At 69.0% G+C, this 13115-nt stretch carries 10 protein-coding genes; 5 read left to right on the forward strand and 5 right to left on the reverse strand.

Annotation, left to right across the window (positions count from 1 at the left end):
• Nucleotides 1–48: 48 nt before the first annotated feature.
• Nucleotides 49–906: a class I SAM-dependent methyltransferase gene (locus ATCM_RS07340; protein WP_132863799.1), complete on the reverse strand. Its 858-nt coding sequence runs from the start codon at nucleotides 904–906 to the stop codon at nucleotides 49–51.
• A 186-nt stretch (nucleotides 907–1092) separates the two neighbouring features.
• Between ATCM_RS07340 and ATCM_RS07345 the strand changes: the two genes are divergently transcribed.
• Nucleotides 1093–2052: an aldo/keto reductase gene (locus ATCM_RS07345; protein ID WP_132863801.1), complete on the forward strand. Its 960-nt coding sequence runs from the start codon at nucleotides 1093–1095 to the stop codon at nucleotides 2050–2052.
• A gap of 81 nt (nucleotides 2053–2133) precedes the next feature.
• Entirely contained in the window at nucleotides 2134–2421 is a 288-nt protein-coding gene (locus ATCM_RS07350) for a hypothetical protein (RefSeq protein WP_132863803.1), read from the forward strand.
• A 57-nt stretch (nucleotides 2422–2478) separates the two neighbouring features.
• Here the strand turns inward: ATCM_RS07350 and ATCM_RS07355 are convergent, their stop codons facing one another.
• Entirely contained in the window at nucleotides 2479–3381 is a 903-nt protein-coding gene (locus ATCM_RS07355; protein ID WP_132863805.1) for a LysR family transcriptional regulator, read from the reverse strand.
• A gap of 123 nt (nucleotides 3382–3504) precedes the next feature.
• Between ATCM_RS07355 and ATCM_RS07360 the strand changes: the two genes are divergently transcribed.
• Nucleotides 3505–4719, forward strand: coding sequence for an MFS transporter (locus ATCM_RS07360; protein ID WP_132863807.1), 1215 nt, complete (start codon nucleotides 3505–3507; stop codon nucleotides 4717–4719).
• Nucleotides 4720–4782: 63 nt separating this feature from the next.
• Complete coding sequence (gene dkgB / locus ATCM_RS07365; protein WP_132863809.1) at nucleotides 4783–5586, forward strand: 2,5-didehydrogluconate reductase DkgB; 804 nt, start codon at nucleotides 4783–4785, stop codon at nucleotides 5584–5586.
• Nucleotides 5587–5804: 218 nt separating this feature from the next.
• Here the strand turns inward: dkgB and ATCM_RS07370 are convergent, their stop codons facing one another.
• The 3 genes from ATCM_RS07370 to mgtE form a co-directional block, all read right to left on the reverse strand.
• Entirely contained in the window at nucleotides 5805–6503 is a 699-nt protein-coding gene (locus tag ATCM_RS07370; RefSeq protein WP_132863811.1) for an alpha/beta fold hydrolase, read from the reverse strand.
• A 73-nt stretch (nucleotides 6504–6576) separates the two neighbouring features.
• Nucleotides 6577–9276: a bifunctional acetate--CoA ligase family protein/GNAT family N-acetyltransferase gene (locus tag ATCM_RS07375; RefSeq protein WP_132863813.1), complete on the reverse strand. Its 2700-nt coding sequence runs from the start codon at nucleotides 9274–9276 to the stop codon at nucleotides 6577–6579.
• A 145-nt stretch (nucleotides 9277–9421) separates the two neighbouring features.
• Nucleotides 9422–10792 (reverse strand): magnesium transporter, encoded by a 1371-nt coding sequence (mgtE, locus tag ATCM_RS07380; RefSeq protein ID WP_132863815.1) that lies wholly within the window; start codon nucleotides 10790–10792, stop codon nucleotides 9422–9424.
• A 322-nt stretch (nucleotides 10793–11114) separates the two neighbouring features.
• Between mgtE and ATCM_RS07385 the strand changes: the two genes are divergently transcribed.
• Nucleotides 11115–12923 carry a monovalent cation:proton antiporter-2 (CPA2) family protein gene (locus tag ATCM_RS07385; protein ID WP_132863816.1) on the forward strand — a complete coding sequence of 603 codons (1809 nt, stop codon included), beginning with the start codon at nucleotides 11115–11117 and terminating at the stop codon, nucleotides 12921–12923.
• Nucleotides 12924–13115: the final 192 nt, after the last annotated feature.

Consider the following 13115-nt stretch of genomic DNA (forward strand, 5'->3'; position numbering starts at 1 on the left):
CGCAGGCATCCTGCGCCTCCCGCCCTGCTGCATGCCGCTTGCCGTGCTTCAGGGCTTCACGAAACGCAGCGTCATCCGGTCGCTCTCGCCGATGGCGGTGTACTTGCCGGCATCGGCGGCGGCGTGGTTGTTGGACGGCGGCAACGTCCACACGCCATTGGGATGGTCCTTGGTGTCGCGCGGGTTGGCATTGACCTCGCTGCTGGCATCGAGCTTGAAGCCCGCCGCCTCGGCCATGGCGATCACCTGTGCCTGCCCCACGTAACCGCTCTTGTCGTCGGCCGGCACGTCAGCCTTGGCGCGGTGCTCGACCACGCCCAGCGTGCCACCGGGCTTGAGCACGGCGAAGAACGCGCCGAACATGCCCTCGGCCTGGCCGCTGGAGCGCCAGTTATGCACGTTGCGGAAGGTCAGCACCAGGTCGGCCGAGTTCGGCGCGCCCAGCACCGGTGCGGCCGGGTCATAGGCCACTTCGACGGCCTTGTCGAACAGCGCCGGCGACTCGCTGAACTTCTTCGCCAACCCGTCGCGCGAGCGCTGCTGGTAGTCGCGCCCACCACCGGCCGGCAGCGCCGCCGGGTCCACGACGGCAGCCACGTACTTGCCGCCATCGCGCAGGTAGGGCGCCAGGATCTCCGAATACCAGCCGCCACCCGGGGTGATCTCCACCACGGTCTGGCCCGGCTGCAGGCCGAAGAATGCCAGCGTCTGCGCCGGGTGCCGGTAGACGTCGCGGGCCACGTTGGCCGGCGTGCGCGTGCTGGCATCCACGGCGGCCTGCAGCGAAGCCGGCACCTGGACCTGCGCGCTCGCGGCGGCACTGTCCCTGGCTTCCACCGCGGCACTGGACAGCAGTGCGCTCACGCCCAACAGACAGGCACACAACAACGGGGTTGGCTTGTTCATCGCGGACTCCGGCAAGGGGTGTGGCGCGAGCCTAGCACGCGCGCATTTGCATCGATGCACGCCCGGATGTTCACAATGCGTTAGCGCGTGGCCGTGCCGCGGAACGCAGTTTTCAATCCGTTGCCACGGAACCGGAACGTTCAGCCGTTATGCTGCAAGGCTCGGAGAAAAATCAGGGAGATACGCATGCCCCAGTACCGCGAACTTGGCCGTTCCGGCCTGCAGGTCGGCCCCATCGCCTTTGGCGGCAATGTCTTTGGCTGGAGCGCCGACGAGAAGACCTCCTTCGCGCTGCTCGATGCCTTCGTCGAGGCCGGCTTCAACCTGGTCGATACCGCCGACGTCTATCCGGCCTGGGTGCCGGGCAACCGTGGCGGCGAATCGGAAACCATCATCGGCCGCTGGCTGCAGCGCAGCGGCAAGCGTGACAAGGTGGTCATCGCCACCAAGGTGGCCAAATGGGCCGAGCACCCGGGCCTGTCGGCGGACAACATCAACGCCGCGGTCGAGGACTCGCTGCGCCGCCTGCAGACCGACGTGATCGACCTGTACCAGGCACACGAAGACGACGATGCGGTGCCGCTGGAGGAAACCCTGGGCGCGTTCGCGCGGCTGATCCAGGCCGGCAAGGTGCGCGCCATCGGTGCGTCCAACTACAGCGCCACGCGCCTGCGCGATGCACTGAAGGTGTCGGCCGACTACAACCTGCCGCGTTACGAGACGTTGCAGCCGGAGTACAACCTGTACGACCGCGCCGGCTACGAGGCCGAACTGGAACCGCTGGCGCGCGAGCAGTCGCTGGGCGTGATCAGTTACTACTCGCTGGCCAGCGGCTTCCTCAGCGGCAAGTACCGCAGCGCCGACGACGCCGCCAAGAGCAGCGCGCGGGGTGCCAAGGTGGTGCAGCAGTACGTCAACCCGCGCGGGCTGCGCATCCTGGCCGCGCTCGATGACCTGGCCGCCCGGCACAAGGCCACGCCGGCGCAGGTCGCGCTGGCCTGGCTGATCGCCCGCCCCGGCATCACCGCCCCGATCGTCAGTGCCACCGGCGTGGAGCAACTGCACGACGTGCTCGCCGCCGCGCGGCTGGCATTGTCGGCGCAGGAAATCACCCAGCTGGACCAGGCCAGCGCCGACCACACCTGAATGCGCAGGGCATTGGACGCCAGGGAGGGCGCCCAGTAGGATCGGCGGCACAGGGGGTAGACCGCGAATGGAGTCCTACCCATGAAGACCACATCCGCAGCCCAACGCGATTTCAACCGTGACGCCGAACTGGCCTACTGGCGCGGCGTGCATGCCATCGGCCGGCTGGGCCAACATGATTTCGACCATTACCAGCGCCTGCTGGAGATGGGTTACGACGTCTACCAGGCCTATCCGCGCGCCAACGAAGAGCAGCTCTACAAGGTGCTGCAGGACAGCTACCACCGCCACCAGCCGGCCCTGGCCGTGCCGTGGGACGAAGCCCGCTGGCTGGTCAGGCACGCCTGGCACCACGCGCAGCTGCACTGAACCGGTAGCGCCGGGCCATGCCCCGGCGCAGCCTGGCTGCGCGCTACCGGGCGCGGGTCATTGGGCGAACGGGGCGGTGCTGATCGCCTGCGCCAGGTGGTCCAGGAACGAGGTGATCCGCGCCGACACCGCGGTGTTGCGGTAGTACACCGCGTGGATGGGCTGGCCGATGCCCAGGTTCTGCCGGGGCAGCACCTCCACCAGCGTGCCCGCGTCACGGTCACGCTCGGTCATGAAATCGGACAGGCAGACGATGCCCGCGCCTTCCAGTGCCAGACGCCGCAGCGTTTCGCCGCTGGAGACCGCCAGCACCGGGCGCACGTGCAGCGGCCCGCCGTCAGCGCCGCGCACCGGCCAGTAATTGAGTGAATCCGGTTCGTTGAAGCCCAGCAGCGCGTGGGTTTCCAGCTGCGCCACGCTGCGCGGGGTGCCGTGCTGCTGCAGGTAGGCCGGGCTGGCCAGCACGCGCAGCCGGCTGTGCGCCAACGGCCGCGCGTGCAGGGTGGAATCGGCCAGCGGGCCGATGCGGATGGCCACGTCGGTACGCCGTTCCAGCAGGTCGATGTAGCGCTCGCTGCTGTTGAGTTCCAGCGCGACTTCCGGGTAGCGCGCACGGTAGCTGGCCACCAGCGGTGCGATCACGTGCAGCACGAACGGCATCGCCGCATCCACCCGCAACCTGCCCGAAGGACGCTCGCGGCGCGCCGCGATCAGCTCCTCGGCCGCCTCCACCGAGGCGACGATGGCCCGGCACTGCGCCAGGAACGCCTCGCCTTCCTCGGTCAGGTGCAGGCGCCGGGTGGTGCGGGTCAGCAACGTGGTGCCCAGCTTTTCCTCCAGCCGTGCCAGCGCCCGGCTCACCCCGGAGGTGGTCTGGTCCAACTGCTCGGCCGCGGCGGTGATCGAACCGGCGTCGATCACCGCGATGAAGGCCTGCATCTCATCAAGGGTGGTTTTCACGAGGAATGCGGCCAGCCGGGATAATTATTGACTCTAAATCAACAATCATTGCACCGGGAAGCGGTTTTTCCGCAACAGTGTGGCGCGCAGACTGCGCAGCCTCTTCCTCCACCGGTAATTCCCATGTCCCGTGGTATTCCCCTCGCCCTGTGGGCGCTGACGCTGGGTGCCTTTGCCATCGGCACCACCGAGTTCGTCATCGTCGGGCTGATCCCGACCATCGCCGCCGACCTGCAGGTCAGCCTGCCCTCGGCCGGCCTGCTGGTGTCCCTGTATGCGCTGGGCGTGGCGATCGGCGCGCCGGTGCTCACCGCACTGACCGGCCGGGTGCCGCGCAAGACCCTGCTGGTGGCGCTGATGGCGCTGTTCACCGTCGGCAACCTGATCGCCTGGATAGCACCGGGCTACGGGCCGCTGATCGTGGCGCGGGTGCTGACCGGCCTGGCGCACGGTGTGTTCTTCTCGATCGGCTCGATCATCGCCACCTCGGTGGTGCCGAAGGAGAAGGCTGCCAGTGCCATCGCCATCATGTTCACCGGGCTGACCGTGGCACTGGTGATCGGCGTGCCGCTGGGCACCTTCATCGGCCAGCACCTGGGTTGGCGCGCGACCTTCCTGGCAGTGGCGGCACTGGGCGTGATCGCCCTGCTCGGCAGCCTGCTGCTGGTGCCCAACAACCTGCCGCGCAGCGCGCCGGCCACCTTCGGCCAGCAGTTCGCGGTGCTGGCGCAGCCGCGCCTGTTGCTGGTCTACGCGATGACCGCGCTGGGCTACGGCGGCACCTTCCTGTCGTTCACCTACCTGGCCTCGATCCTGCAGGAAGTCAGCGGCTTCTCGGCCAATGCCGTGAGCCTGGTGCTGCTGGTGTACGGCGTGTCGGTGGCGATCGGCAACCTGTGGGGCGGACGCCTGGCCGACCGGCTGGGGCCGATCCCCGCGCTCAAGCGCATCTTCGCGCTGCTGGCGCTGGTGCTGCTGGTGCTCACCTTCACCGCCTACAACCCCGTGCTGGTGCTGCTGACCGTGCTGGCGATGGGCGCGGTGGCATTCGGCAACGTGCCGGGGCTGCAGGTCTACGTGGTCAAGCAGGCACAGCGCTTCGTGCCGCAGGCCACCGACGTGGCCTCGGGCCTGAACATCGCCGCGTTCAACATCGGCATCGCCATCGGTGCCTCGCTGGGCGGGCTGGTGGTGGACCACGTCGGCCTGATGCACACGCCGTGGCTGGGTGCGCTGGTGGTGGTGGGCGCCTATGGCCTGACCGCGCTGAGCGGCCGCCTGGACCGCCGCGATGGCATCGATGCACGCGCCGACGGCATCGCCGCCGCCGCACACTGAGTGACCGACTTTCCTTCGCGCTGCACGGCATCGCCGGCAGCGCCCTACTCCTGGAGATTCCTGATGAACGTTCCTTCCATTGGCCTGGGCACCTTCCGCCTCACCGGCGACGTACTGGGCGACTCGGTGCGCAATGCACTGGATGTCGGCTACCGCGCCTTCGACACCGCGCAGATCTACGACAACGAAGCCGACCTCGGCCAGGCCCTGGCCGCCGGCAAGGTGGCCCGCGAGGACCTGTTCCTGACCACCAAGATCTGGATCAGCAACTTCCACCACGACGCGCTGATCGCCAGCCTGCGCGAGAGCCTGCGCAAGCTGGGTACCGACCACGTCGACCTGACGCTGATCCACTGGCCCTCGCCGAACGATGAGGTGCCGATGCGCGAGTACCTCGGCGCATTGGCCGAAGCCAGGCAGCTGGGCCTGACCAAGGCGATCGGCGTCTCCAACTTCACCATCGACCTGACCCGCCAGGCCATCGACATCCTCGGGGCCGAGGCCATCGCCACCAACCAGGTCGAAGTGCACCCGTACCTGCAGAACCGTGCGTTGATCGCCTACCTGCGTGCGCAGGGCATCCACGTCACCGCGTTCATGAGCCTGGCCTACGGCGCGGTGCTGAAGGACCCGGTGATCCAGGCCATCGCCGACAAGCACGGCGCCACTACCGCGCAGGTCGCCTTGGCGTGGGCGTTGCAGCAGGGCTATGCGGTGATCCCGTCCTCCACCCGCCGCGAGAACCTGGCCAGCAACCTCAAGGCGGTGGCGCTGCAGCTGGATGCGGCGGACATGGCGCAGATCGCCACGCTGGACCGCGGTGAGCGCGTGGCCAACCCGCAGGGCATCGCACCGCACTGGGATTGATGCCTGTTGGTGGTCCCGGGCCATGCTTGGGGTTGGAATGGGGGCGCGTGCAAAGCAAAGGCGACCCCTCCCCAGCCCTCCCCTTGGCTGCGCCAAAGGGAGGGGGCAGAAGCGGGCGTGCCGCAATCTGACCGATCACCCAGAACCGCCCCCTCCCTTGCGCAGCAGGGGAGGGTTGGGGAGGGGGTGCTGTTGACGTTGCCGAACACCGCTCGGCGTCACGCCGACAACCACGCCCGCAGCGCGGCGCTGACCTGCTCGGGCTTCTCCAGTGGCGCCAGGTGCCCGCAGTCCTCGATCACCACCAGCGTGGCCTGCGGCATCAACGCCGCCATCTGCTCGCTGACCGCCAGCGGCGTGATCGCATCATTGCGCCCGCACACGATCAGCGCCGGACCCCGCCACGCCCGCAGCTCGGCGCTGCCATCCACGCGCGCGATGCGGCTCTGGCGCAGGAACACCTCCACGCCAAGCCGCGAGGTCATCTCGCGCACGGTACTGACCAGCGCATGGTCCTGCAGGCGCGAGGCGTCGATGTAGCTGCGCATGAGCTTGTCGCCGAAGCCGTGGAACGTGCCGGGCAGGCGCACGCTGTTCTGCTGCGCCACGCGCTGGGCCGCGCGTTCCGCGGAATCGGCCTTGTACGAGGTGTCCAGCAACGCCAGCCGCAGCACACGCCCGGGCGCAATGCGCAGGATTTCCTGGGCGATGTAGCCCCCCAGCGAGAAGCCGGCCAGCGCGAAGCGCTCCGGCGCCCTGGCCAGCACGTCCTCGGCGACGGCGCGCAGGTCGTCATGGCCGGTGAGGTCACCGACCTGGCAGTCGGCGATGTCGGCCAGGGCATCGAGCTGGGCACGCCAGAGCGTGGCGTCGTTCAACAGGCCGGGGAGCAGCAGCAGCGGGGTTCGTTGTTCCATGGCGCTAGTGTGAACCGGCCACGGGCAATCGTGTGACAACGCGCGTCACCGGCAGGGTGCTCCCGGCGATGCGTCAGCCTTCGTTGACCGGCAGCGCGACGTTCATGATGGTGGCATCGTCCGGGTCGGCCTTCACCTTGAAGCCCAGGCTCTGGCACATCGCCAGCATGGTGGTGTTCTCGCGCAGCACCTGGCCCTCGACCAGGTTCAGGCCCTGCCAGCGCGCGTACTCGATCATGATCTGCATCAGCTTCCAGCCAATACCGTGGCCCTTCAGGTCCGAGCGGATCAGGATGCCGTACTCGCCGCGGTTGTAATCGGCATCGGCATGCAGGCGCACCGCACCGAGCATGTCGCCGCTCTTCGGGTCGATGGCGACCAGCGCGATCGAACGCGCGTAGTCCAGCTGGGTCAGCCGGGCGATGAACTCATGGCTGAAATGCTTCACCGACTGGAAGAAGCGCAACCGCAGGTCGTCGTCGGTCACCCGCGCGAAGAACGCGCGGAACAGCGCGTCGTCCTCCGGCCGCACGGGGCGAATGAAGGCCTTGCCGCCATCGGACAACGCGATGGTGCGCTCCCACTCGGTCGGATACGGGAAGATCGCGAAGCGCGGATGGCCGCGGCCCTTGTGCAGGCGCTTGACCGGGGTGATGGCGATGCGCGCATCGAGCGCGATCACGCCGTTGCGGTCGGCCAGCAGCGGGTTGAGGTCCAGCGTGCGCACCTCGGGGATGTCGGCGGCCAGCTGCGCCAGCTTGACCAGCACCAGCGCCACCGCGCGCTCGTCGGCGGCCGGCACGTCGCCGTAGGCCTTGAGGATGCGCGAGACGCGGGTGCGGCCGATCACTTCGTGGGCCAGGCGCAGGTCCAGCGGCGGCAGTGCCAGGGTCTTGTCGTCGATGACTTCCACCGCGGTACCCCCGCGACCGAACACCACCACCGGGCCGAACACCGGGTCATCGGCGATACCGGCGATCAGCTCGCGCGCCTTGGGCCGGGTCAGGCACGGCTGCACCATCACCCCGTCGATGCGCGCCTGCGGGCGCAGTTCGCGCGCACGCGCGAGGATGGCGGTGGCCGCGGCCTGCACCGCCGGCAGCGTGCTCAGGTTCAGCCGCACGCCATCGACTTCGCTCTTGTGCGGGATGTCGGGCGAGAGGATCTTCACCGCCACGCTCATGCCCTTCTCCAGCATCGGCTGGGCCAGGTCCATCGCCTCGTGCGCGTCGCGCGCGACCATCACTTCCAGCGAGGGAATGCCGTAGGCCTGCAGCAAGGCATGGGTGGCCACCGGGTCCAGCCAATGCTGGCCGTTGGCCAGCGCCACGTCGACCAACCGGCGCGCGGCGGCGGCATCGACCACCAGGTCGGCCGGCAGGCTGGGCGGGGTTTCCATCAGCGCCGCCTGCGCCTGCCGGTACTTCACCAGGTGCTGGAAGCCGCGCACGGCCTCGGCCTCGCTGGGATAGGTCGGCACGCGCGCGGTGTTGAGGGTGACGGTGGCGTTCTCGTCGTTGCCCAGCCACACCGCGAACACCGGCTTGTCGCGCAGCTGCCGCGAGCGCAGCCCCAGCGTCTTGGTCAATGCCTGCGCGGCGTCGGCCGAGGAGGTGAAGGCCGTGGGCACGTTGATCACCAGCACCGCATCGTTGGCATCGTCGGACAGCAGCGCCTCGATCGCCGAGGCGTAACGCTCGCCGTCGGCATCGACCACGATGTCGACCGGGTTGTCGCGCGACCAGCCTTCGGGCAGCACCTTGTCCAGCTGCGCGATGGTGGCCGGCGACAGCTCCGCCAACGCCCCGCCCAAGGCCTGCAGCTGGTCCACCGCCAACCGGCCGACGCCGCCACCATTGCTCAGGATGGCCAGGCGACTGCCGGGGAAGGTCCCCAGCCGGCCCAGCGTCTCGGCCGCGGTGAACAGTTCGTCCAGCGCATTCACGCGTAGCAACCCGGCGCGATTGAAGGCTGCGCCATAGATCGCGTCGGAGGCGGCCAGCGCCTGCGAGTGGGTGCTGTTCTCCTCGTTGCTGGCCTTGGGCTGGCGGCCCGACTTGACCACCACCACCGGCTTGGCGCGCGCGGCCGCACGCGCGGCCGACATGAACTTGCGCGCGTCGCTGATCTGGTCGACGTAGAGCAGGATGGCGCGGGTGCGGTAGTCGGTGGCGAAGTAATCGAGCAGGTCACCGAAATCGACGTCCAGCGCATCGCCCAGCGACACCACCGCCGAAAAGCCGATCGAACGCGCCACGCCCCATTCCACCAGCGCGGCGGCGATCGCGCTGGATTCGGAGATCAGCGCCAGGTCGCCGGCCTGCGGTGTATGCGCGGCGATGCTGGCATTGAGCCGCGCATGCGGGGCAATCACGCCCAGGCAGTGCGGGCCGAGCACGCGCATGCCCTTGGGCCGTGCCGCGGCCTCGACCTGCGCGGCCAGCGAACCGGGGCCCTTGCCGAGCCCGGCGGTGAGGATGATGGCCGCGGCCACGCCGCGTTCGGCGGCCTGCGCCACCACCTGCGGCACGATGCTGGCCGGCGCGGTGATCACCACCAGGTCCGGGATCCAGGGCAGGTCCTTGAGCCGCTTGACCGTGCGCATGCCATCGATCTCGGCATGGCGCGGATTCACCCAGCCGATCTGCCCGGCGAAGGCCGCCGCCTTGAGGTTGCGGATGACCGCGCGCCCGGCCGAGCGCTCGCGCGGACTGCCACCGACGACGGCCACCGAACGGGGACGGAACACGGTCTGCAGGTGGTAGGTGCTCATCACGGTGCCTGTTGCGGGTACCGGGCAAAGGTACACGGCCCGGAGGTGGTCTGGCTTGCTCTGGATCAAGTGCCGATGAGCGCCAGAGCGCAGCCCTGCTGCGCTCTGGCGTGAAGCCCTGCCGGGCACGGCCCGTCACTACCGGCTACAGCAGCGTGCCGCCGAGGATCATCGCCGCGATGCTGAAATAGATGACCAGGCCGGTCACGTCCACCAGCGTGGCCACGAACGGCGCCGAGGCGCTGGCCGGGTCGAAGCCCAGCCGCTTGAGCACGAACGGCAGCATCGAGCCGGACAGCGAACCAAAGGTGACGATGCCCACCAGCGCGGCGCCGATGGTCACCGCCAGCAGCACCCAGTGCGCGCCGTAGTCATGCAGGCCGGCCAGCTGCCAGACGGTGATGCGCACGATCGCCAGCACCCCGAGGATGCCGCCCAGCACCATCCCGGTCGGCAGCTCGCGCAGCGCCACCCTCCACCAGTCGCGCAGGCGCAGCTCGCGCAGGGCCAGCGAACGGATCAGCAACGAGGTCGCCTGCGAGCCGGAATTGCCGCCGGAACTCATGATCAGCGGGATGAACAGGGTCAGCACCACCGCACGCGCCAGTTCATCCTCGTAGTGCTGCATGGCGCTGGCGGTCAGCATCTCGCCGAGGAACAGCACGCTCAGCCAACCCGCGCGCTTGCGCAGCATCTCGAAGAAGCCGATCTGCATGTACGGCTTGTCCAGCGCCTCCACGCCGCCGAACTTGTGCACGTCCTCGGTGGACTCGTCGATCAACGCATCCAGGATGTCGTCGACGGTGACGATGCCCAGCATCTGCAACTGCGCATCGACCACCGGGATCGCCAGCAGGTCGTGCCGGCGGATCAGCTGCGCGACTTCCTCCTGGTCCAGCAGCGGGCCCACCGTGACCGGCGGGTTGACCTGGGCCACGTCCAGGATCGAATCCTCCGGCGCACCGGTGATCAACCGGCGCATGGTCACCACCTGCCGCAACTGGCGGGTGAGCGGGTCCAGCACGTAGATCGCGTACACGGTCTCGCGGCTGCGCTCGACCTGTCGGATGTGCTGCAGGGTCTGGGCCACGCTCCAGTCGGCCGGCACGCCGACGAACTCGGTGGTCATCAAGGCGCCGGCGGTGTTCGGCGGGTAGCTCAGCAGCAACTGGATCGACTGCCGCGCCTCCGGCGCCAGCAGCGGAATCAGCCGTGCACGCTCGGCGGCGTCCAGCTCGTGGACGATGTCGGTGGCGCGGTCGTCGGCCATCAGCCCGAGCAGGGCCGCGGCGCGGGCCGGCGGCAGCGCGGCGATCAGCTCGCCGGCATGCTGCAGCTCGGGGGCCTCCAGCAGCTTGACCGCGCGTGGCACCGGCAATGCGGCCAGGGTGTCGGCCGCCTGCGGCAGGCCCAGGGTGTTGAGGTATTCCACCGCATCGGCGGTGTTGAAGTCGGCAAGGGGTGCACTCAGGGTGGCCGCGTCGGCCACCGGGCGCAGGAGCTGCTTCTGGTTCATGTGGATTCGCCTGTATGCATTGCGATCACGCAACGCCAGCAACGGCGAATCACCCCACTCAGGCGTTCGTCACCGCTGGCGTCGATCGAGATCGACTTCGACTGTCGCTGGACATGGGTTGGACTCCGGGAAGGTGCTGCGGGCCTGCCGCAGCGGCGCGAGTCTGTGCCTGTTGGCCGCCCGGGTCAACCCCGCGCGCGGGTACCGGCGACAGTGCATTGCGCGCGCATTCCTTTTCGTTGACGGGGCAGCCCCCATAATGAACGCAGCGGCCGGCCCACCCGGGCGGCCGGCCCGGTCTTACCTCAAGGAGCTCCACTTCATGCATGGCGGCGGTCTCGAACTCGCGCTGGTACTGCTGCTGGCCGCAGTGGTGGCGGTGCCCATCTTCAAGAAGTTCGGACTCGGTGCCGTGCTGGGCTACCTTGCGGCCGGCGTGGTGCTGGGCCCGCACGTGCTGGGCTTCGTGCAGGACGCCGACCGCATCCTCAACGCCGCCGAGATCGGCGTGGTGATGCTGCTGTTCCTGATCGGCCTGGAGCTCTCGCCCTCGCGCCTGATGGTGATGCGCAAGCCGGTGTTCGGCGGCGGCACGGTGCAGGTGCTGCTCAGCGCCAGCGTGCTCGGCGGCCTGTTGCTGATGTACCACTTCCACTGGAAGAGCGCGCTGGTGGTCGGCACCGCGCTGGCGCTGTCCTCCACCGCGGTGGGCCTGCAGCTGTTGTCCGAGCACAAGGCGCTGAACAGCGACTATGGCCGCTTCGGCTTCGCCATCCTGCTGTTCCAGGACCTGATCGCGATCCCGTTGCTGGCGGCGATCCCGCTGCTGGGCGGGGTCAAGAACGAAACCCTCACCTGGCAGGACGCGGCCATCGCGCTGGGCGTCCTCGCCGCGGTGATCGTGCTGGGCCGGCCGGTGCTGCGGCGGTTGTTCGCGGTGGTGGCGCGCACGCGCATGCCCGAGGTATTCACCGCTACCGCCCTGCTGGTGGTGCTGGGCACCGCGTGGCTGATGACCGAAGCCGGCCTGAGCGCCAGCCTGGGCGCCTTCGTCGCCGGCGTGCTGCTGGCCGACTCGGAGTTCCGCCACGAGATCGAAGCGCAGATCGAGCCGTTCAAGGGCCTGCTGCTGGGCCTGTTCTTCATCGCCGTGGGCATGGGCATCGACCTGAAGCGGGTCGCCGCCGAACCGGAGGTGATCGCCGCCGGCGTGGCCATCCTGCTGGCGGTGAAGTTCTCGATCCTGGTTGGACTGGGCTTGGCCGCGCGCATGTCGCTGCGCAACGCCCTGATGCTGGGCAGCGTGCTGTGGCTGGGCGGTGAATTCGCCTTTGTGGTGTTCAACGAAGCCGAGCGCGCCCTGCTGCTGGGGCGCATCAACCATGACCGGCTGGTGGCCATCGTCAGCCTGTCGATGGCGATCACGCCGCTGCTGTTGCTGGCCCTGCAGCGTGTGCTGCAGCTCAAGCCGGCGCATGCCGCGCCCGAGCGGGCCCCGGACGAAACACTCAAGGAGGCCGGCGCACAGCGCCCGCAGGTGATGATCGCCGGCATGGGCCGCTTCGGCCAGATCGTGGCGCGCCTGCTCACCGCCCAGCGCATTCCCTACGTGGCGCTGGAGGCCGACCCGGACACGGTGGAAGACATGCGCCGCTTCGGCAGCCAGCTGTACTACGGCGACCCGACCCGGCCGGACCTGCTGCGCTCGGCCGGTGCCGAGCACATCCGCGTGTTCGTGATGGCCATGGACGACCCGGACACCAACCTGCGCGCGGTGCGGCTGGTGCGGCGCCTGTACCCCGATGCCAAGATCCTGGCCCGCGCGCGCAACCGCCAGCATGCGTGGAAGCTGATGGACATGTCGGCCGAACCGTTCCGCGAAGTGTTCGGCTCCAGCCTGGAAGCCAGCGAGCGCGTGCTGACCGCGCTGGGCATTCCGGCGCATGTGGCCCAGGCGCACGTGCAGCGCTTCCGCGAACACGACGAGCAACTGCTCAAGGCCCAGCACCTGGTCTACGACGACGAGGCCGCGGTGATGCAGACCTCGCGCGATGCGCGTGCCGACCTGATGCACCTGTTCGAGGCGGACGTGGAGGAAGCGGAGGTCAAGCGCGAAGGCAACGGCGAGTAACGACCGACGGCCTTACCCCTCCCCGGCCCTTCCCTTGCCTGCGGCAAAGGGAGGGGGCGGTTCTGCCTGAACGGTCAGATCGCGGCACGCCCGCTTCTGCCCTCCCTTGCGCAGCAGGGGAGGGTTGGGGAGGGGTCCGCGCTTCACCGCGCAAACAAAAAGCCCGGCATCACGCCGGGCTTTTCGTTGCAG

This window comes from Stenotrophomonas sp. ATCM1_4 (assembly GCF_004348115.1).
GTDB lineage: Bacteria > Pseudomonadota > Gammaproteobacteria > Xanthomonadales > Xanthomonadaceae > Stenotrophomonas > Stenotrophomonas capsici.